Raw genomic sequence first — 21836 nt, forward strand, 5'->3', positions numbered from 1 at the left:
GCTGAGGGACTAGACACCTCTCACCTTTTGAGGGCCTGAAGGCTCGTTCTTCAGGCCCTTTTTTTTGCCTCAAGGTTGTGAAATGAAGCCCATAAAAACTCCAATATCGCCCTGCAAACCCACCTTGCTTGCCACCGCGTGGCTGAAACCTTTAATCAGCCCGTGCAGACGGATCAGTCTCGCCTAGGTATAGTGCCGCCCCTCTCGCGTCTGCGGCCATCGGTAACGAGGCCCGGGTACCACGCGAAACCGCATGAATAACAACACCCGCAAAAGGATGGGGATCGAAGCGTCGTGCACTGCCTGGTGCTGAGCGATGCGTCGGACCGTCCTGCGTTTGCCATCAGAAAAATCAGCGAGGAACACTCCATGCTCGAAGTCATCAACGACTTCCTCTCAGGGAAAGTACTGATCGTGCTCATAGTCGGGCTCGGCGGTTATTTCACGATCCGCTCGCGTTTCGTTCAATTGCGTCACTTTTTCCACATGTTCTCGGTGTTTAAAGACAGCCTCAAGAGCAGCGCCGGTCAACTCAGCTCGTTCCAGGCGCTGATGCTCAGCCTGGCCGGACGCGTGGGTGCCGGTAACATCGCGGGTGTCGGTATTGCTGTGACCCTGGGTGGTCCGGGGGCGGTGTTCTGGATGTGGGTCACCGCGCTGGTGGGCATGTCTTCGAGCTTTATCGAGTGCTCCCTCGGCCAGTTGTACAAGCGCACCGACGCTGAAGGCACCTACCGTGGTGGCCCGGCCTATTACATCCAACACGGCCTGCAGAAGCGTTGGCTGGGGATGGTCATGGCGTTCCTGCTGCTGGTGACCTTCGGTTTTGCCTTCAACGGCCTGCAAGCCCACGCCGTGACCCACTCGCTCAATAACGCCTTTGGCCTCGACACCACTTACACCGGCCTCGCGCTGGCGGTGTTGTTGGGCCTGGTGTTCATCGGCGGGATCAAGCGTATTGCGTCGATTGCCGACCTGCTGGTACCGGTCAAGACCCTGGTGTACATCGCCGTGACCCTGTACGTGATCGTGCTGCAATTCGACCACGTGCCGGCCATGCTCGCGACCATCGTCAAGAGCGCGTTCGGCCTCGACCAAGCCTTCGGTGGCCTGGTGGGCAGCGCGATCATCATGGGTGTAAAGCGCGGCGTGTTCGCCAACGAAGCAGGTCTGGGCAGTGCGCCTAACGTAGCCGCGGTGGCTTCGGTAGAGCATCCGATCGCCCAGGGCGTGGTGCAAGCGTTCAGCGTGTTCCTCGATACCTTCGTGATCTGCACCTGCACCGCATTGCTGATCCTGCTGTCGGGTTTCTACACCCCAGGCTTTGAAGGCGACGGCATTGCCCTGACCCAGAACTCCCTGGCGGCGGTGGTCGGTGACTGGGGCCGCATGTTCATCTCGGTGGCCCTGGCGTTGTTCGTGTTCACCTCGATCATGTACAACTACTACCTGGGCGAGAGCAACCTGCGCTTTCTGGTCGGCAATAACCGCAAGGTGCTGATGGGCTATCGCGCACTGGTGCTGGTGCTGATTTTCTGGGGTTCGATCGAGAACCTGAGCACCGTGTTCGCCTTTGCCGACATCACCATGACCATGCTCGCGTTCGTCAACCTGTTCGCCCTGGCATTCCTGTTCAAGATCGCCATGCGCATCCTCAACGACTACGACAACCAGCGCGCGGCGGGCATCAAGACCCCGGTGTTCGACTCCAGCCAGTTCCCTGACCTGGACCTGGACCGCAAGGCCTGGCCGGCCAATCCGGTGAAGCCTGAAGCAGCACCCTCGGCTGAACTGAGCGCTCAAACGCAACGTTGATCACCGCTAGATGACACGCCGCCCGGCCTTGGGCATGCTCTGGGCCCGGCGGCGTTTTTCGTTCAGGAGATTTCTCATGCAACCAGCTAACAATGTGATGGTGCTCTACACCGGCGGCACCATCGGTATGCAGGCCAGCGCCAATGGCCTTGCGCCCGCTTCAGGTTTTGAGGCGCGTATGCGCGAGCAGTTTGCCGATGCACCAGTACCTACATGGCGCTTCCGGGAAATGTCGCCACTGATCGACAGCGCCAACATGACCCCTGCGTACTGGCAGCGCCTGCGCAGTGCCGTGGTCGAGGCGGTAGACGACGGCTGCGACGCCGTGCTGATCCTGCACGGTACCGACACCCTGGCCTACAGCGCGGCGGCCATGAGCTTTCAACTGCTGGGCTTGCCAGCGCCCGTAGTATTCACCGGCTCGATGCTGCCGGCAGGCGTACCCGACAGTGATGCCTGGGAAAACGTCAGCGGTGCGCTGACAACACTCAGGGAAGGCCTGGCACCCGGCGTGCAGTTGTACTTCCACGGTGCACTCATGGCGCCAACCCGTTGCGCGAAGATCCGCAGTTTTGGTCGCCATCCATTTGCAGCCTTGCAACGTAACGGCGGCGTCTCCCAAGCCGACATGATCCCTGCCGCCCTGCATTACCGCCAACCCAAGTCCATCGCCAAGGTCGGCGTCCTGCCATTGGTGCCGGGCCTCGCCGCCGACCTATTGGATGCACTGGTCGACAGCGGCATCCAGGCGCTGGTGCTCGAATGCTTCGGCAGCGGCACCGGGCCAAGTGACAACCCAGCCTTCCTGGCCAGCCTTCAACGTGCGCAGGACCAGGATGTGGTGGTGGTTGCTATCACCCAATGCCATGAAGGCGGCGTGGAACTGGACGTGTACGAGGCCGGCAGCCGCCTGCGCGATGTGGGCGTACTGTCCGGTGGCGGCATGACCCGCGAGGCAGCGTTCGGCAAGCTCAACGCCCTGCTCGGTGCCGGGCTGGAGACCAGCGAAATCCGTCGCCTGGTGGAATTGGACCTGTGCGGCGAACTGAGCTGACCGGCATGTAACTTGCTCTACTTCCAGCCTCTCCTGGCTGGAAGTTCCCATGCTGCACTCCCACCTCACCACCCTCAATGCCGTGTCCTTGGTACTCAGTACCTTCGAGGCCGAAGGCTTGCCCCACGAAGCGTTGCTGGCCGGCAGCGGCATCTGCGCGGCGGACTTGAGCCGCGCCGACACGCGCATCGCCACGCACCAGGAGATGCAAGTGTGCGCCAATGCCGTGGCCCGTCAGCGCGATATCGGCCTGATCGTTGGCCGGCGTATGCATGTTTCTTCCTACGGCATACTGGGCTATGCCCTGCTCACCAGTGCCACTTTCGGTGACGCTTTGCACCTGGCCCTGCGGTATCCGGCGCTGTTGGGAACACTCTTCGAACTGAGCCTGGAGGAAGACGGCGAACGTATCTGGTTCACGGCCGGCGACTACCGCGAAAACCCGGCCCTGACCGCCTTCAATGTCGAGTTGTGTCTGGGATCACTGAAGGTCATCTGTGACGACCTGCTCGGCCATCCCCTGCCCTTGCTGGGCGCTCGTTTTGAGCACGACGCGCCGGATTATCAGGCGCGCTACGCCGAGAGCTTCGACTGCCCGCTACAGTTTCAGGCTATTGCCAACGCGTTCGCCTTTGATAAACGCTGGCTTGCCCAACCGTTGCCCCTGGCCGACACGGTCACCCACCAGGCCATGGTCGAACGTTGCCGCAAACAAAACACCGAATTCACCGGGCGCGAGGCCTGGCTGGGGCGAATCCGCCAGTTGCTGGCCGCACAACTGCACGCCGCCCCTGGGCTCGATGGCCTGGCGCAGCAGATGAACTGTTCGGCGCGCACCCTGCGCCGGCACCTGCATGACCTGGGCTGCAGCTATCAGGAACTGCTCGATGAGTTGCGCTTTGAACGCGCCAAACAGTTGTTGGCTGACAACCTGTGGCCGATCCACCGAATTGCCGAGACGCTGGGGTTCAGCGAAACGGCGAGTTTCAGACATGCCTTCGTGCGCTGGAGCGGCGTAACGCCGAGCCAATTTCGTGCATGACGCGCCAATGAGGGGCGAATTGCGGACACACACTTTGGCCATATTGATCCCCTTTTGGCCGCTCCTGACGTTCTCATAAACCGCGCCCACCGCAAGACTGCATACACCGATACAGCTTGCGGAGAACAACAAATGCTGACGATCTACTCGGACGATCACCACCTGCACCACGGCCGTTGTGAACTGATGGACGGGCAACTGATGCCCTGCTTTGAAATGCCCTCGCGTGCCGACCACGTGCTGCAACGGGTCAAGACGCGGGAACTTGGCCCCGTGCAGGCCCCGCAGGATTTTGGCCTGGCGCCGCTGCAACGCGTCCATAGCCGCGACTATCTGGATTTCTTCAAAGGCGCCTGGCAACGCTGGACCGAATACGGCCAGGACGGCGACCTGCTGCCCTACACCTGGCCCGCCCGCACGTTGCGCCGCGTGATTCCCACCAGCCTGCACGGCCAGTTGGGCTATTACAGTTTCGACGGTGGCGCGCCGATTACCGCCGGCACCTGGCAAGCAGCCTACAGCGCCGCGCAAGTCGCCCTCACAGCCCAGGCCGCCATCGCGCAAGGCGCCCACAGTGCCTTCGCGCTGTGCCGCCCGCCTGGGCATCACGCCGCCAGCGATTTGATGGGCGGTTATTGCTACCTCAACAACGCAGCCATCGCGGCCCAGGCGTTCCTTGATCAGGGCTGCAAAAAGGTCGCGATCCTCGACGTGGATTACCACCACGGCAACGGCACACAGTCGATTTTTTATGCACGCAGCGACGTGCTGTTCACCTCGATCCACGGCCATCCGGAGGCAGAGTTTCCGTTCTTCCTCGGGTATGCAGATGAGCAGGGAGAAGGCATCGGAGAAGGTTTCAACTTCAATTACCCGCTACCCGCAGGTTCAGGCTGGGAGGCTTGGAGCGCAGCGCTTGAACAAGCCTGCACAGAGATCGAGCGCTACGCCGCCGACATCATCGTGGTGTCCCTGGGCGTGGACACCTTCAAGGACGACCCTATCTCGCAGTTCAAGCTCGACAGCCCGGACTACCTGGCCATGGGCGCGCGCATTGCCCGCCTGGGCAAGCCCACGCTGTTCGTGATGGAAGGCGGCTACGCGGTGGAGGAAATCGGCATCAACGCCGTCAACGTGCTGGAAGGTTTCGAGGAAGCAGCCCAATGAACATACTCAAGTCGCTCGCCCTGTGCGCCGTGGTTGTCAGTGGCGCAGCCCAGGCCGAAGAAAAAACCCTGAAGGTCTACAACTGGTTCGACTACATCACGCCCAAGGCGCTGGAAGACTTCAAGGCACAGAACCCGTCGATCAAGTTGGTGTATGACATCTTCGACACCAACGAAGCCCTGGAAGCCAAGTTGCTCACCGGCAACTCCGGCTATGACGTGGTGGTGCCGTCCAATGTGTTCCTGGCCAAGCAGATCGAAGCCGGTGTGTTCCAGCCCCTGGATCGAAGCCAGTTGCCCAACTGGAAGCACCTGGACCCCAAGCTGATGAAGCTGATCGAAGCCAACGACCCCGGCAATCAATACGCCGTGCCCTACATGTACGGCACCATCCTGATCGGCTTCAACCCAGCCAAGGTCAAGGCGGCCCTGGGCGACAACGCCCCCGTGGACAGCTGGGACCTGATCTTCAAGGAGGAAAACCTCAGCAAGCTCAAGCAATGCGGCGTCGCACTGCTGGACTCGCCCTCGGAAATACTGCCCCTGGCGTTACAACACCTTGGCCTGGACCCCAACAGCGGCAATCCCAAGGACTACGACAAGGCCGAAGCACTGATGATGAAGATCCGCCCGTACATCACTTACTTTCACTCCTCCAAGTACATGGCCGACATCGCCAACGGGGATATTTGCGTGGCGGTGGGCTATTCCGGCAGTTTTTCCCAAGCCGCCAACCGTGCCAAAGACGCCAAGAATGGCGTGACCGTGGACATGCGCCTGCCCAAGGAAGGCGCGCCGATCTGGTTCGACATGCTCGCCATTCCCAAAGGCGCCAAAAACCCGAACGACGCCTACACCTTCATCAACTACCTGCTGCAACCCACAGTGATCGCACCCATCAGTGACTTCGTCGGGTACCCCAATCCAAACAGGGACGCTACCGAGAGGGTCGACCCGACCATTCGCCACAACCCCAACCTGTATCCGACCGACACCGCCATGGCCACGCTCTACACCCTCATCCCCCTGGACAGCAAAGCCGAACGCGCCAGGACAAGGGCCTGGACCAGGATCAAATCCGGCACCTGAAGCACCTTGGTTTGACGTGTACCTTCGAATGCGCTTGTGAAGGTGGCCTATCTAAGCACCGCCTCTCTGTGTGGCCGCGCCCTAGCATGGAAATTTCTAGCCTTGACCTCAGGGCTGGTTCCACCAAACGGCCAGACAGGGAAGCCTCACCATGAACGCCCCCGCTTCAACGACCACGCCCTCGAACACATCGCGTCCGGATGCACGCATAGCGCTGCTCACCCAATTCTCTACAGGTCCTTCGTTCAGGGAGACTGCAACCCTGCTGCTGCGCGAGGCGCTACAGGAGCAGTACCCGACGCTGGATATCGACCCGGACACCGTCATGCTCGCAACGCCCACCTGGAACCTGGATGACGACCGGGTCAGCGCCGGCCCCACCGAGTACCAGGCCCTGAGTGACATCCTTGCCAGGCAGGCAGTGCTCGCGGTGCCGATCCTGTACCTTCAGGGCGAGCACTTTCTCACGCAGCAACCGATCATCGAGCCGGCGGTACACCTGCCCGTGCGCGTGACTGAAATCGCCAAGACCATCAACCAACTGGCGCCTTCGATGCTGCGGGCCTACCAGCAACAAACGATCAACTATTGGAATCAAACCAACGGCAGCGGCCCACATTGGCACGAGCTGTCGAACCTGCTGCGCACGGTGTGGGATGTCGAGGCCGCCGATGACTGGACCGCCACCGAGTGTGCCATGGCTCGCGCCCTGTTCACTCACCCCGACAAAGCCGACAGAAAGGGCAACGACCTCTACAAGCTCAGGGCTTGCCTGGTTGATATCGACCGAGTCGACGATGAAGGGCAGGTCAAGCACGTCAATGATGTGATCATCGCGGTATTGATCGGCGAACACGAAGGCAAAACCACAGTCCTCACGCATTCGCTGCTCAAGGGTTATGAAAAGTTTCCTTCGCTGGAGCACCTGGGCCAATCCTTGCCCGCGCACCTGTCGGGCTCTGTCACGGACCCGCAAATCCAATGGCGTCTGTTTGAACCGGACGGCAACTTCTTTGATCACCAAGCCTGTGCCTTGGTGTCATTGCAGATCGATACCATCGCTGAAATCGACTTCTCCGACCTGCGCAAAACCAACAACGTCGACATGGCACTGGGCACGCCACCTGCTGCTGCCCCGCCGCCTGCGCAAAGCAGCCCGGATCTGGCCTGGTACCGCGAGCAGATGCCCGACTGGCTGACAAACGCTTCACCCAGCGACTCGAATTTCTATGCTCGGCACCTCAAAGACCTCGCCGCGCTGCATAACCAGAATGCCGGTCGGTCGTTCCTGGACGACGTCCCTACTATCGAGGCGTACGCGTTGAAGGTCATCAAGGCAAAGGTGATCAAGGACCACCCGGATAGCACTAACCTGCCCTTGGAGAAGATCTTCCTGCAAATAGAGAGCCCGGTCGTGTGGGGCGCTTTCGTCGTCCCGGGCCAGGTTGAGAGCAACACGTTCAGCCTGGTTGAACTGGCCCTGCAAAACCTGATTGCAGTGCCCGTCGGTAACAAAGTGGTCAAGACCAGCAATGGCTCCAACTTGCCTGAGTGGATGACCCCTGCCTATTTTGAATCGCTGGCCACCGATGCCGATATTGGCCGTACCTACCCTGCGCTGATCAAGGAAAAGCTGCTGGATGACACTCGGGAATCTGCACGCCGCAATACGCTATATAGCCAACACCTGCGTATCCAACTGCCGATGCAGGCCTTGCAGGCCAAGATCCGCCAGGAAGGCAGCATTGACGAGCAGGGCTACCGTTATGTGACCGCGGTGATGCAAGAACAGGCCACTGACAGCAAAGTGGACGGGCAAACCATCGTACTCAGGCCCTTGGCCTTCGTGCCCACCCGACGCACGGACACCTCTGTGGACACGGTCGCCAACATGTACGTGATAGGCCCCGAAGACCCGGCGGCCGGGCCATGCCTCTTGTACCGGCCGCTGTTCACGCCAGCCCTGATGCAGTTCCCGTCGCCGGCCAACCTCATCTATACGATCGCGCAATCGAGCAGCTTGTGCGAGTCGGTCTTGGCCTGGCTGCCGGATGCGGTCCGCAGCGACTATACCAACTATGTATTTCCCGGCTCGCTGCCTTCACCTTGGGCGGTCGCCGATTACCTGGTGGAGCCCGACAAGCTATGGACCATGAGCGGGCCAATGACCCTGGGCACCGAAGTACTCAACGGTGATCGATTCACCACAATGTTCAAGGCCAATGCCCAGGCCCTGATAGAACTGGCCGACCGCCAATCGGTGTCCAACGCCGAAAGCCGTTGGGCGACCTTTAAACACGCCGGCTGGGTGATCTTCAATGGGGTGCTGCCGTTTCTGGGGCGCACCATCGGCACGGGCGCCTGGATCTGGCAGGTGGTCGATCAACTGCAAACTTTTGTGCAAGCCCATGACCACGACGAAAAACAAGCCGAGTGGTCGGCACTCACCGATGTCCTGTTGAACCTCGGCATGGCGATCACGTTGCACGCCGCCAGCCGCAGCCACCGTACCGGCTACCCACGCAAGACCACGCCAAAGCTGACCAAAGCGACCAGCACAAAGCAGGTCACGATCAAACAAGAGGTGACCCTGACCAAGGAGCTGCCGGCCACACATTTACCGCACCTGCACACCAGCGGCGCAATCAAGCGCATACCCAGCGAACTCGCAACCGTGCTCGACAGCTTCAAGGTCAGCAAACCGCAAGGCCTCGGCGCGGCTGAAACCTCAAAAAACCAATACCAGCATCTCTTTCATCAGGCACAGAAGTATTACGTCCCCGTAGGGGAGCGCTGGTTTGAGGTCAGTGCCGGTGAAGATGAAGCGGTAGTCATCATCGACCCGAAGCAGCCCGGTCGAACAGGACCTGCGTTGATTCACAACGCTCAGGGCCAATGGTTCATCGACACTCGTCTGCGCCTGCGCGGCGCCGGTTCCAAGCAGCTGCAGGAGCAGTCAAAATCCAAAGCTGAGATCAACGCGATAGAAGCCAAAAGACGCCTGACGCTATTTGAACAAAACAAACCCACTGCGCAATTGGAGTTGCAGCAGGCCCGTCTGGCAATGTCGGACACCGCGTCATCCACTTCATCCGAGATCAGCCGCCAAACCTACCTGCAAAAACTCAAGAGCCAGAGCAGCGACTACGAAAAGGCACTGCAACAGCTCAAGATATTGAATGTGTTCTCGCCCAGCGCGGACTATCAGCAACACGCAATCCGCTACGTGAGCGCCCAACTGGAGCTGACTCGGACCGGTATCACCGAGGCGCAAGTAGCCTTCACACCTAAACTCAAAACCGTGCTCGACCAGATCGAACATCAAATCAGCCATCCCCAGGAACGTCATATCGACGATGCCCGCATCATGACCGAATTGAGCCAGGACATGATCCAGCGCCTGAACTACAGCCAATCGCGGCTTACCCAACTCAAAGCGCTGGGTGAGCTGGGATTCGAGCAAATTCGCAATTACCGGAGTAAATTGCCAAGCTACACCGCACGCGACCTCAGGGCCTTGCAAGTGTCGATGGCGCGCAACTTATGCCTGGACGGCAGCAGCATCGCCACAGCCTCGTCAGCCTGGAGTGCCATTGACACCATCGTCGACGCCGCCAACCTGTCGATTCAGGCCTTGCATGAAACGTCGATGGAGCGTAGCCAGCCACGCTTGGATGAACGCATCGAAACCCTTGGCAGCCTGGTGGAACAGTTCAAGATCATCGACGAACGCCTGCAGGATTTTCCGGACGAGTTTCCTGACGCAACCCTGCCTGCACGTATCACGACCCTGCGCGAAAAAATCCGCGATTTCTACCGCGAAACCCTGGGTAGCCTGGAACTGCTGCACGCGGATCGGGACACGCTCAGAAGTCGCCCGACACCGCCTTCAACACCGCCAAGAGCAAAGAAAAAAATCATTCACACGCGCTACAACGGGGTATTGGTGGGAGTACCACGACTGACAGAAGCTGGCGATGAAACCGGCATGGTGGATGTCATCTCTCCTCTCAACCAGCAGATCATGGCGACCTTTCACGAAAAAACCCCAGGTGTGTGGGTGCAGCACGTCAATCCCGTCGAGACCACCACTACCACCACTACTCTGGACGTCGCCACCAGTATCAGCCAGGCCCAGGAGCTTCTGGACGGGTTGGGGGCCTTCAAGCAGCGCACTGGCCAACAGGCGATCAAACCGGAGCGCAGCGCTACTGGCATTGAATGGCTGTACCACCAGCATGCGTTAAAACTGGAACAGGCCTCTGCAAACATTGAGCAGGCTCTGACCCAGAGCAACTCCACCGAGAGCAACGGGGGCTCTGCGGCTCTGGTCAACAAACAACTGAGCGAAGCGGCGCAGGCACTCTATCAAGAGGCGGCTCGCCAGAAACTGCAAATGATCAAGAAACGCCCACCCACCATCAGTAGCGTGGAATGGCTTAAGCAAAACAACGAGATCGTAATCAAGAGAACCGTCAAACGCCGCCGGCTCAAAGGGCCTGTCAAGGTCTACCTGGATGAGTACACCCTGAGTAACCGCAGTGATAAAACTGTGCTGTGGTATGCACACTTCCATTATTCGGCCGAATGGGTGCCCGCCAGGGCTTTTCTCAGGGGCCGCTTGAAAACCCCGCAAGAGCACGCCCGGGGAGTAGATGCCGACAGTCTTGACGGCCTCAACGAACAGCAAAAAACCGCGTTCTACCTCAGCGAAATAAACCGGGACCAGGCCCAGCGGTTGTTTTTCAAGGTGAAGTAACCTCAGTGCCGGATCGTATTCAAGCCAGCCACACCCGACGCAAGCGGGCCAGCGCCTGTGCGATGGCCGCCTCAGGCACGGCAGCGAACCCCAGCACCAGTCCGGCACGCTGGTCCGGTGGTGGGCCGGTATCTGCCAGCCAGTAGCCGCTCAAGCCGTTGATCTCGACATCTACCGCGCGGGCTTGGGCAAGCAGCGCTTGCTCACGGGCCAGGCTGTCCACGCGCACCGTCAGGTGTAAGCCTGCTGCAACGCTGGGCAAGGCCCCGACACCTGGCAATTCGCTGGGCCAGCCGACCAACAAAGCGTTGCGGCGGTTCAGGGCCGCACGGCGCATACGCCGAATATGGCGCTGGAAATGCCCCGCCGCGATGAATTCGGCCATTACGGCCTGAGTGCTGACTTCGGAATGACGCATGTCCACGGCGCGGCGCTGAGCAAAGGCCTCTACCAGACCCGGCGGCAATACCAGGTAACCCAGGCGCAAAGCCGGGAATGCCACCTTGCCGAATGTGCCGACATAAAGCACGCGCCCACTACGGTCCAGCGCCGCCAAGGGCGACAAGGGGGCTCCGGTGTAACGGTACTCACCGTCATAGTCGTCTTCGACGATCCAACCGCCAGTACGCTCGGCCCAGGCCAGCAATTGCAGGCGTCGCGCCAGGCTCATCACCACGCCCAACGGGTACTGATGGGACGGCGTGACATAGGTCACCCGGCAATCCTTCAGGCGGTTCAAGACCTCGCAGTCAATACCCTCGCCATCCACCGGCACACCCTTCAATCGACCACCTGCCAACGCAAAGGCATGGCCTGCCGCGCGATAACCCGGGTTTTCCACCGCCACGCAATCCCCAGGCTCCACCAGCAACTGTGCACAAAGGCTGATTGCCTGTTGCGCGCCACTGGTGATCACTATTTGCTCAGTCGTGCACTGCAGACCTCGCGCAGTGCGCAGGTAAGCGGCGATCAGGCCACGTAGACGCTCGTCACCGGCCGGGTCGCCGTAGCATAACTGCGCCAGGTCCGGCTTGCGCCAGAACGCCCCATTAAGCTTGGCCCACACCTCAAAAGGAAATAGATCGAAGGCCGGTACCCCCACCCGAAAAGCCCGTGGCGGACCGCAAGGAGGCTGGACCAAATGGTTATGTCTGACCCTGTCCAGGCCACCACTGTGGATAACTTCGCTGGCCTGAGTGTGCGCATTATCCAGACGATTTGTGGATAAGGCTGTGGGTAAGCCTGTTGAAAACCCTGTGGATAGTTTTGTGGATAGTTTTTTTGCGGTGGGCAGCTGTGAGACGTAGGTGCCGTCTCCCACCCGGCTTTCAATAAACCCCTCGGCATACAACTGATCGTATGCGCGTACCACGCTGTTGCGCGAGATCGACAACGCCGCCGCCATATCACGGGTGGCAGGCAAGCGCGTGCCACTGACCAGCCGCCCATCCAGCACGCGCTGACGCAGGGCGTCGTACAGCTGGCGTGTCAGGCCCTGGCGGCGATCCAACTCGATGCCAGCAGGGTCGAACGACATCGAGGGGATGACGGGCGGCATATTGGACCTATGAAATGAGGGCTAGATGGCTCTTACAACGAGCCATTAGCCTGCCTAGGATGCAGGTATTCGCCAAGGAAAATTTTCCATGTACACACCTCGCGCCTTCGCCCTTGATGATTTGCCCCAAATCCAGCAACTGATCCAGCACACGCGCCTTGCGCAGTTGGTGACCGTGGGTGAAAACGGCCTGCAGGCCAGCCACCTGCCGTTACTGCTCAATCCCGACGAAGGACCCAACGGTACGCTTTATGGGCATCTGGCCAAGGCCAATCCGCAGTGGCGCGACCTGCAAAACGGCAGTGAAGCACTGGTCATCTTTGCTGGCGCCGAGGCGTATGTCAGCCCGGCGTTTTACCCCTCCAAGGCCGAGCACGGCAAAGTGGTGCCCACCTGGAATTACCTCGCCGTGCACGCCTACGGCAAGGCCGACGTGTTCAACGACGGCGAGCGATTACTCAAGGTCGTCGGCGCCCTCACTGATCACCACGAACGCGGCCGCGCCCAACCTTGGGCCGTCGGCGACGCGCCGGACGACTACATCGACGCCATGCTCAAGGCCATCGTTGGCTTTGCCCTGCCTATCGACCGCCTGGTCGGCAAACGCAAGCTCAGTCAGAACCGCAGCGCAGCCGATATGGCCGGCGTACGTGAAGCCCTGGCCGGCAGCGCTGATCTGCGCGACCAGAATCTCGCCCGTTTCATTCCCCAAGGAGTTGCAGAATGACCCCGATCGACATCCGCCAAGTCACCGCCGCGGACCACGCCGCCTGGCTACCGTTGTGGCTGGCCTACTTGAAGTTCTACAACACCGAACTGCCGGACGCCGTCAGCCAAAGCACCTGGCAACGCCTGATAGACGCCCGCGAGCCGACCCACTCGGCGTTGGCTTGGCAGGACGGCAAGGCGGTGGGCATGGTTAACTTCATCTATCACCGCTCCAATTGGAGCATCGAGAACTCGTGCTACCTGCAGGATCTTTTAGTGGACCCATCCCAACGCGGCACCGGCGTAGGCCGTAAGCTGATCGAGTTCGTCTACGCCACCGCCAAGGCCGATGGCTGCTGCAAAGTGCACTGGTTGACCCACGAGACCAACGCCACCGCGATCCAACTCTACGAACGCATCGCCGAACGCCCTGGTTTCATCCAATTTCGCCAAGGTCTTTAAGGAGCCCAGCATGTCCACTTCCCTCGCCGACTGGAAAGGCGTCCCGTCACCCACGGTTCAACTGCTTGAAGGGCGCTTTATCCGCCTGGAAAAACTCGATCCGGCGCGCCACGGCGATGATCTGTTCAACGCCCTGCAAGGCCCCGGCGCCGATCCCAAGCTATGGGACTATTTGCCCTACGGCCCCTTCCCTGAACGCAGCGCATTCGATGCCTGGCTGAATAATCACGCGGCCCATAACGATCCGTATTTCTTCAGCGTGATCGACCGCGCGAGCGGCCAGGTCCAGGGCATCCTCAGCCTGATGTCGATCGTGCCCGAGCAAGGCCGCATCGAGATCGGCCACGTCACCTTCGGTGCTCCGATGCAACGCTCGCCCAAAAGCACCGAGGCGGTGTACCTGTTGGCCAAGTACGCCTTCGAGCAGGGCAATCGCCGCTTGGAATGGAAGTGCAACAACGCCAACGCCCGCTCCAAGTACGCGGCTGAGCGCCTGGGCTTCAGCTTTGAAGGCGTGTTCCGCCAGCATACTGTGGTCAAGGGCAAGAACCGGGATACCGCGTGGTATTCAATCATCGATTCGGAATGGCCCAAAGTGGGCGCGGGATTTGAGGCCTGGTTGTCTGAGGCGAACCAGAGTGGTTCGGGCCAGCTGAAAACGCTGGCCGACTGCCGAATCTAGATCTCACTCGCAACACAAAACCCATGTGGGAGGGGCGGTGGATCAGTTGGTCAGGCGCTGCGCCAGCACCGCAATATGCTCCGGCCCGATGCCACAGCACCCACCCAAATGGCTAGCGCCACGCGCCTGCCAATCAGCAGCCCAATGCAGGTAACCCGGCGGGTCGAGGTCGTCGCGCAACGGGTCCAGGCCATCGTTGGCCGTGGCTTCCTTGGGTTGCGGCGGGAAGGCGTTGGCGTAGGCACCGATCTGAATCGCTACGCCCAATCGCTCGAAGGTCTCCCGCGCGGCATCGATCGCCGCGCCGATCACTTCCGGCTGGCTGCAGTTGAACAACAACACCTGCACACCCAACTGCGCCGCCGCCTCGGCCGCTTCCGCTACCGGTTCGCCGGAGCGCAGGCGCGGTACGTCGTCGGTGTCTTCGTCTTTCAAGGTGAACGACAGCCAGAACGGTTTACCGTCCTGCGGCAGGCCGGCATGAATCGCTCGCGCTTCAACGATTGAGCTCTGGGTTTCCGCCAGCCACAGGTCGACGTGAGGCGCCAGGCCCAGCACCAGCGGTGTCAGCAACTCGCTGACCCGCTCCGGCAGGAACAAGTCGGGCCGGTACGAGCCAAACAGCGGCGGCAAGGAGCCAGCGACACGCACCGCCTTGCCGGACGCCTGCACCGCCCGTCGCGCCAACTCACCGGCCAATGCGGCCAGCGCCTGGCCTTCGGCGGCAAAGCGCGCCTCACCAATATGAAAGGGCACCACCGCGTAGCTGTTGCTGGTAATCACGTCGGCACCGCTGTCGATATAGGCCGCGTGTACCGCCTCCACCGCCTGCGGCGCTTCGCTCAAGGCCAATGCCGACCACTCCGGCTGGCGGAACGGCGCGCCACGGCGTTGCAGTTCACGGCCCATGCCACCATCGAGAATTACTGTGCGTGCTGCGCCCATATGCTTTTTACTCATATGCTTATGAAAATAACTCACTATGAGAGTCGTTCTTATAACTATTTAATGCGTACCGTTCGGTTAATAACAACCTCTTTTTTATTCAGGTGTTCGATTTTGAAATTCAGACCGCTGTTGGCCCTGGGCCTGACGATGTTGGCTGCTTCCACCCAAGCCTTTGGCGGTGCCACGCTGGATCGTATCGAGCAGAAGAAGGAACTGGTCGGCGTGCTGATGGAAAGCTACCCGCCGTTTTCATTCCTCAACGAGCAGAACCAGCTCGACGGTTTCGATGTGGATGTGGCCAAGGCCGTGGCGCAAAAGCTTGGCGTGAAGCTGCGCCTGGAAACGCCTTCATGGGACGTCATTGCCGCTGGCCGCTGGAGCGGGCGCTATGACATTTGCATCTGCTCCATGACCCCGAGTAAGGCACGCGCCGAGGTGTTCGACTTCCCGGTTGAGTATTACGCCTCGCCCGCGGTGATCGTGGTCAACGCCAAGGATGATCGCATCCACGAAGCCAAGGACCTGAGCGGCAAGAAAGTCGGGCTCACCAGTGCCTCCAGCTACGAGAGTTACCTGAACAAGAACCTGGTCATCGAAGGCGCCGAAGACACGCAGCTGCAGTACCCGTTCGAAGAGGTGCAGATCGCCCCGTACGATACCGACAATGTGGCGTTCCAGGACCTGGGCCTGGGCGCCGGCGTGCGTCTGGACGCAATCCTCACCAACCTGGTTACCGCGCAGCCGCGCCTGACCCAGGACAAGCGCTTCAAGCTGGCCGGCGCACCGCTGTATTCGGAGCCCAACTCGGTAGCCATCGAGAAAGGCGACGCGCAGTGGGACAGCAAAGTGCGTGAGGTCTTCGCCCAGCTTAAACAGGACGGCACCTTGAGCAAGCTGTCGCAAAAATGGATCGGCGCCGACATCAGCCAATGAGTTTTCGCATACGGCTTTACCTGACCTGGGCGGCGCTGTTCGCCCTGTTTGCCAGTTTCTTCCTGAGCTTTGACCTGAAGTTCTCGATCATTCTCGACAAGCTGCCCAACCTGGTCGGCCTGCACCTGGCGCCCAACGGTTTTCTGCAAGGTGCGGCGCTGACGCTATTCCTGTGCCTGTGCGCCATGCTTGCGTCATCGGTGCTGGGCTTTATCACCGCGCTGGGGCGCCTGTCGAAAAGCGCGGTGGCGTTTGGCATTGCCAGTTTCTACGCCTCGTTCTTTCGTGGCACGCCGCTGCTGATCCAGATCCTGCTGATTTACCTGGGCCTGCCGCAACTGGGCCTGGTGCCGGGCGCCATCGTCGCCGGGATCATCGCGTTGTCGCTGAACTATGGTGCCTACCTGAGCGAGATTTTCCGCGCCGGCATCCTCGGCGTGCCCCATGGTCAACGCGAGGCCGCGCTGGCCTTGGGTATGCGTGACAGGGAAATTTTCTGGCACGTCACCCTGCCCCAGGCCATGCGCACCATCATCCCCCCGGCCACCAACCAATTCATCTCGATGCTCAAGGACTCGTCGCTGGTCTCGGTGATGGGGGTATGGGAAGTGATGTTCCTGGCACAGTCCTATGGCCGCTCCAGCTACCGCTACATCGAGATGCTCACCACGGCGGCAATCATTTATTGGGTACTGTCACTGGGACTGGAGCTGATCCAGGCGCGCATGGAGCGGCATTTCGGCAAGGGGTATATGCACCGCAGTTAAAGCGCAGCACCCGTTGTATAGCGCCTTGGTCGGCCAAACGCAGATGGGCTTTTTATCGCACCTGACTAAAGACAACTCCCGCAAACCAGCGGTCAATGGCCTGACAGTTATCCGCCTGTGCCCCCGCTACATTCCCGGCCTCATTCATCAGAGGTCGGTAATTCATGCCCTTTACACCGCAAAGAATCGCAGCATTTATCAGTCTTGTAATTGCCCTCAGTGTGCAACCTGCGCACGCACGAGGCGATATTGAATACAGGCCTCACCAACCCTATGATTCGCTCGACGCTGAGGGGGCCTTCAAACCTGAAGTCGATACGCCGCCAATCCCTGGGCCCTACCCCGGCTACTTCATTGGCCAAGCCTCCACCTACAATGGCGTGCAAGTGGCCAAGGTGCTGGAGCCCGCACTGCTTGAACTGCTCAAGTCCGGCGAATTGACCTCGGAGAAGCTCAAGGAGCTGCAAAAGGTAAATGACGCACTCGCCGCACAGCCCGGCGGCATCGGCGCAGCCCTGGAGCAATTGGCCGGTAGCCAAAACGCGAACCTGCTCAGCGCCACGCACGCCGTCACCAGCCACATCAGCAGCCAATTGCTCTCGTCCCTGCGCAACCTGCCCGACGATGACAACGGTCGTTTCTGGGTACAAGGGGTGAGTAACGGCGGCCACCTCGACCAACGAAGCGGCAGCGCCGGACTGAAGCACGATAGCAAGGGTCTGATGCTGGGCGCCGACTGGGCAGTGGATAACGCCTGGCGTGTGGGTGTTATGGGGGCAAAATCGGCCAGTGACCTAAAGGCGCAACGCTTCTCTACCGAACTGGACAGCTTGCACCTAGGCGCATACGCGGTGCGTCAGGACGGCCCGCTGGCCCTGCGCCTGGGGGCGATTTACAGCAGCCATGCCGGGACCAACCGGCGCGACGTCAACCTGCTCGTTTACAAGGACTCGCTCAAGTCTCGTTACGATGCTCAAAGCCAAACGCTGTTCTCTGAGCTGGGCTATCAATTGGGCAGCCAGGACCTCCACATCGAGCCTTTCGCTGGCCTCGGCTACCAGCGTCATCACCGCGACAGTTTCAAGGAAAGTGGCGGCCTGACCGCGCTGAACGTCGGCGCGCAGACCCAGCAGAACCTTAACAGCACCGTTGGCCTGCGCTTGGCGACGGTTTACAGGTTCGATGATCAGGTCAGCCTCACGCCTCACCTCAGCGCCGGCTGGAAACACCTCTACGGCGCGGTTGACAGCCAGGTGCACCAAACCTATCGCAATGCGCCCGTTGCGCTTGATGGCTTCACCATTACCGGCACGTCCCTGGACCGCAATAGCCTCGACGTAAACTTGGGCGTTGATCTTGCGTTATCCAAGCAACACACCCTGGGCCTGGCCTACAGCGGCCAAGCTGGCACCCATAGCCGCAACCAGGGTTTGAAGGGGCAATGGACGATGAGCTTTTAACCGAGCATCGTCAGACGACATCCCGACAGCGAGCCTTCTTACAATCATCTGCTCTGCCAGCCGACATCTGTCGGCTGTTACCTGCGTTAGTTTTCGACCTCAAGCACACTTGAGGTCGAAACCCAATGTTACGAGTACCCCACCAGCTTGCGGCCTATATCCCCCTGCCTGGCTGTTCGGCAGCAGCCCCTGTTTATGCTGAAAAAAGTAACGCTATCGAACTCGCCACCGGCGGTCATTTTACCAACTACGGGCACATATCCACCGGGCCTTCCACGCGCTTCAAGGAGTCGTATAGCGGCATAAGCGCGAACAGCGCAGCAAGCATAATCGTCAACCACGGAGCGATAGCGGGTGGCAGCAACGGCATCAAAGCCACCGACGATGTGACGCTGATCAATCACGGCGTAATCATCGGCCATAAAGGGGCCGGTCTGAAATCCAAGGGCAATGCAGACGTCGTCAACTACCGCATCATCAGGGGCTCGGATGCCCAGCGATCCAAAGAGAATGATGGCGACGGTGATGGCCTGGACATCGACAAACGCGCACGCGTGCACAACTACGGGCTCATTGAAGGCACCGGGGCCAATGGCGCGGACAAGAACGGAGCCCCCAACACCAGCGAAGGCATCGCCATGGGCGGCGGCGAAATCTATAACCGTGGAGTTATTCGCGGCGCACATCATGGGGTGCTGGTGGACGATGGGGACTTGGGCCCGGCCTATGGGAGCACCTCGCTGATCAACGAGGGCATCATCACCGGTCGCAACGGCTACGGCGTGAGGCTGATCGGAGAACACAATGACCAAGTCACCAACGATGGGCTGATAAGCGGCACCAAAGGCATCGCCCTGGATATGGGGGGTGGCGATGATGTGTTGACTGTGCGCGGTAACGCTCAATTCAACGGCAAAGTAGACGGTGGCAGTGGCACCAATCACGTCGTGCTGGACGATGTCCAAGGTGGCACTTTCAACGGCGCCCTTCGTATCCAGCACCTGTGGATAGGCAGCGGTGCCTGGACCCTCGACGGTGCGCTGGACGCCAATCAGCAAGGCCGAGTCTCTCGCGGGGCAACGCTGATCAACCAGAGTTACATCGGGGGCACAATGACGATTGATGCAGGCGCAACCTACACCGCAGGCACGGTAACCAATCTTGACGTTGCCGGCACGCTGCTGCTGGACCCTGCGCTGAAAAGCCAGACGCGAATCAAGCACGACCTTGACCTGGCAAACGGGTCGACCCTGGCCTTCACCCTCGGCATGGGTGAAGCGCACAGCACCTTGAAAGTCGGCAACAGCGCCCGCCTCAAGGCCACAACACTGAATATCCAGGTCGAACACGAAAACGACGAACTGCTTACCCGCCAGTTACGTGTTATCGACGCTGCTCAGATTGAGGGACGCTTCAACAGGATCACCAGCAACCTTAAAACCTTGACGCCGAGGCTGATCTACACACCCAGCGGGGTCTTTGTCAGTTTCAGGCGCAAACCCTCTACAGAGGCCTGAGTTTCAGGCAAAAAAAAGGAGGGCACCTGCCCCCCCGAGGATTAAGCGGTAGTGTCGAAGGCTGTTATCAGCCTTCGATCTCAATCAGGATCTCACCCGGGTTGACCCGGTCGCCCTTGGCCACATGAACAGCGGTCACCTTGCCGGCAATCGCGGCCTGCACTTCGGTTTCCATCTTCATGGCTTCGGTAATCAATACAGCCTGGCCGGCCTTGACCACATCGCCTTCCTTGACCAGCACGTCGACGATATTGCCCGGCATCGCCGTGCTGACATGGCCGGGTTCGGTGGCGTGCTTGCGCTTGCTGCCGCCGCTGCTGACGAACTCGTTGAGCGGCTCGAACACCACTTCTTCCGGCATACCGTCGATGGACAGGTAGAAGTGGCGTTTGCCTTCAGCCTTCACGCCGACACCGGTGATGTCTACACGGTAGCTTTCGCCGTGCACGTCGATGACGAATTCGGTCGGCACGCCTTCACCACCGGCACGGGCCACACCGCCTGCCTCCGGAATCGGCAGCAGGACTTCAGGGGCCAGGGTGCCTGCGTCGCGTTCTTCAAGGAATTTGCGCCCGATATCCGGGAACATGGCGTAGGTCAGCACGTCTTCTTCGGACTTGGCCAACGCGCCGATTTCACCGCGCAGCTTGGTCATTTCCGGCTTGAGCAAATCAGCCGGGCGAACGTCGATGACCTCTTCGCTGCCGATGGCCTGACGGCGCAGCTTTTCGTTCACAGTGCCCGGGGCCTTGCCGTAGCCGCCTTGCAGGTAGAGCTTCACTTCGTTGGTGATGGTCTTGTAGCGCTCACCGGCCAGCACGTTGAAGAACGCCTGGGTGCCGACGATCTGCGACGTCGGGGTCACCAGCGGCGGGAAGCCGAGATCTTCACGTACACGCGGGATTTCGGCGAGTACTTCGCTCATGCGATTGAGAGCGCCCTGCTCTTTCAACTGGTTGGCCAGGTTGGAAATCATCCCGCCCGGTACCTGGTTGACCTGCACACGGGTGTCGACCGCCGTGAACTCGCTTTCAAACTGGTGGTACTTCTTGCGTACCGCGTAGAAGTACAGGCCAATTTCCTGCAGCAGCTCCAGGTCCAGGCCGGTGTCGAACTCGCTGCCTTTAAGGGCGGCGACCATCGACTCGGTGCCCGGGTGGCTGGTGCCCCAGGCGAAGCTGGAGATGGCGGTGTCGATATGGTCGGCACCATTTTCGATAGCCTTGAGTTGGCACATCGCAGCCAAACCGGCGGTGTCGTGGGAGTGGATAAAGATTGGCAGGTTCTGCTCGGCTTTGAGCGCCTTGACCAGTTCGCCAGTGGCATAAGGAGTCAGCAGGCCGGCCATGTCCTTGATCGCGATAGAGTCGCAACCCATGGACTCCAATTGTTTGGCCTGGGCCACGAATGCATCGACGGTGTGCACCGGGCTGGTGGTGTAGGCGATGGTGCCCTGGGCATGTTTGCCGGCAGCCTTGACCGCTTCGATGGCCACGCGCAGGTTACGCACGTCGTTCATGGCGTCGAAGATGCGGAACACATCGATACCGTTGACGGCAGCCTTGGCCACGAAGGCCCTGACCACGTCATCGCTGTAATGGCGGTAGCCCAGCAGGTTTTGGCCACGCAGCAGCATTTGCAGGCGTGTGTTAGGCAGCGCGGCGCGCAGTTTGCGCAGGCGCTCCCACGGGTCTTCTTTCAAAAAGCGCACGCAGGCGTCGAACGTTGCGCCACCCCAGACTTCCAGGGACCAGTAGCCGACTTTGTCGAGCTTGTCGCAGATCGGCAGCATGTCGTCGGTGCGCATGCGGGTGGCCAGCAACGATTGGTGGGCGTCGCGCAGGATGGTGTCGGTTACGAAGATCTTTTTAGTCAT

At 60.1% G+C, this 21836-nt stretch carries 16 protein-coding genes; 13 read left to right on the forward strand and 3 right to left on the reverse strand.

The features are described 5' to 3' along the window. The first annotated feature begins 369 nt into the window (after positions 1-369). The 6 genes from E3O56_RS01790 (at position 370) to E3O56_RS01815 (ending at position 10925) form a co-directional block, all read left to right on the forward strand. On the forward strand, positions 370-1815 hold the full coding sequence (locus E3O56_RS01790) for an alanine/glycine:cation symporter family protein (protein ID WP_248127707.1): 1446 nt from the start codon (positions 370-372) through the stop codon (positions 1813-1815). A 76-nt stretch (positions 1816-1891) separates the two neighbouring features. Then, positions 1892-2869, forward strand: a complete 978-nt coding sequence (locus E3O56_RS01795) for an asparaginase (protein WP_248127709.1) — start codon at positions 1892-1894, stop codon at positions 2867-2869. 49 nt (positions 2870-2918) lie between these two features. Next, entirely contained in the window at positions 2919-3911 is a 993-nt protein-coding gene (locus E3O56_RS01800) for an AraC family transcriptional regulator (protein WP_032878669.1), read from the forward strand. Between the two features lie 132 nt (positions 3912-4043). Next, positions 4044-5078, forward strand: coding sequence for a histone deacetylase family protein (locus tag E3O56_RS01805; RefSeq protein ID WP_103734128.1), 1035 nt, complete (start codon positions 4044-4046; stop codon positions 5076-5078). Next, positions 5075-6166 carry a polyamine ABC transporter substrate-binding protein gene (locus E3O56_RS01810; protein WP_148853780.1) on the forward strand — a complete coding sequence of 364 codons (1092 nt, stop codon included), beginning with the start codon at positions 5075-5077 and terminating at the stop codon, positions 6164-6166. The genes E3O56_RS01805 and E3O56_RS01810 overlap by 4 nt, the downstream gene beginning before the upstream one ends. A gap of 151 nt (positions 6167-6317) precedes the next feature. After that, positions 6318-10925 (forward strand): DUF6543 domain-containing protein, encoded by a 4608-nt coding sequence (locus tag E3O56_RS01815; RefSeq protein ID WP_248127711.1) that lies wholly within the window; start codon positions 6318-6320, stop codon positions 10923-10925. Between the two features lie 19 nt (positions 10926-10944). On the opposite strand, the gene E3O56_RS01820 is transcribed toward E3O56_RS01815, so the two are convergent. Next, positions 10945-12483 carry a PLP-dependent aminotransferase family protein gene (locus E3O56_RS01820; RefSeq protein ID WP_248127713.1) on the reverse strand — a complete coding sequence of 513 codons (1539 nt, stop codon included), beginning with the start codon at positions 12481-12483 and terminating at the stop codon, positions 10945-10947. An 88-nt stretch (positions 12484-12571) separates the two neighbouring features. Here E3O56_RS01820 and E3O56_RS01825 point away from each other — a divergent pair, with 88 nt between their 5' ends. The 3 genes from E3O56_RS01825 to E3O56_RS01835 are packed head-to-tail and all read left to right on the forward strand — an operon-like array spanning position 12572 to position 14335. Further along, positions 12572-13210, forward strand: coding sequence for an FMN-binding negative transcriptional regulator (locus E3O56_RS01825; RefSeq protein ID WP_103734125.1), 639 nt, complete (start codon positions 12572-12574; stop codon positions 13208-13210). Further along, positions 13207-13653: a GNAT family N-acetyltransferase gene (locus tag E3O56_RS01830; protein ID WP_032878663.1), complete on the forward strand. Its 447-nt coding sequence runs from the start codon at positions 13207-13209 to the stop codon at positions 13651-13653. The genes E3O56_RS01825 and E3O56_RS01830 overlap by 4 nt, the downstream gene beginning before the upstream one ends. Positions 13654-13663: 10 nt before the next feature. After that, the gene (locus E3O56_RS01835) at positions 13664-14335 is read left to right on the forward strand and encodes a GNAT family protein (protein ID WP_032878662.1); all 672 of its coding nucleotides are present in this window, start codon (positions 13664-13666) and stop codon (positions 14333-14335) included. Positions 14336-14377: 42 nt separating this feature from the next. On the opposite strand, the gene E3O56_RS01840 is transcribed toward E3O56_RS01835, so the two are convergent. Next, complete coding sequence (locus E3O56_RS01840) at positions 14378-15280, reverse strand: homocysteine S-methyltransferase family protein (protein WP_032878661.1); 903 nt, start codon at positions 15278-15280, stop codon at positions 14378-14380. 114 nt (positions 15281-15394) lie between these two features. Here E3O56_RS01840 and E3O56_RS01845 point away from each other — a divergent pair, with 114 nt between their 5' ends. From E3O56_RS01845 to E3O56_RS01860, 4 genes are all read left to right on the forward strand, one after another. Continuing rightward, the gene (locus E3O56_RS01845; protein ID WP_032878660.1) at positions 15395-16216 is read left to right on the forward strand and encodes an ABC transporter substrate-binding protein; all 822 of its coding nucleotides are present in this window, start codon (positions 15395-15397) and stop codon (positions 16214-16216) included. Then, entirely contained in the window at positions 16213-16983 is a 771-nt protein-coding gene (locus E3O56_RS01850; RefSeq protein ID WP_032878659.1) for an amino acid ABC transporter permease, read from the forward strand. Before E3O56_RS01845 ends, E3O56_RS01850 begins: the two co-directional genes overlap by 4 nt. A 164-nt stretch (positions 16984-17147) precedes the next feature. Then, positions 17148-18443: an autotransporter outer membrane beta-barrel domain-containing protein gene (locus tag E3O56_RS01855; protein WP_032878658.1), complete on the forward strand. Its 1296-nt coding sequence runs from the start codon at positions 17148-17150 to the stop codon at positions 18441-18443. 125 nt (positions 18444-18568) lie between these two features. After that, complete coding sequence (locus tag E3O56_RS01860; RefSeq protein WP_103734121.1) at positions 18569-19960, forward strand: hypothetical protein; 1392 nt, start codon at positions 18569-18571, stop codon at positions 19958-19960. Between the two features lie 67 nt (positions 19961-20027). Here the strand turns inward: E3O56_RS01860 and oadA are convergent, their stop codons facing one another. Continuing rightward, positions 20028-21836 (reverse strand): sodium-extruding oxaloacetate decarboxylase subunit alpha, encoded by a 1809-nt coding sequence (gene oadA, locus E3O56_RS01865; protein WP_248127715.1) that lies wholly within the window; start codon positions 21834-21836, stop codon positions 20028-20030.

This window comes from Pseudomonas sp. W2Aug9, assembly GCF_023127755.1.
Lineage (GTDB): Bacteria > Pseudomonadota > Gammaproteobacteria > Pseudomonadales > Pseudomonadaceae > Aquipseudomonas > Aquipseudomonas synxantha_A.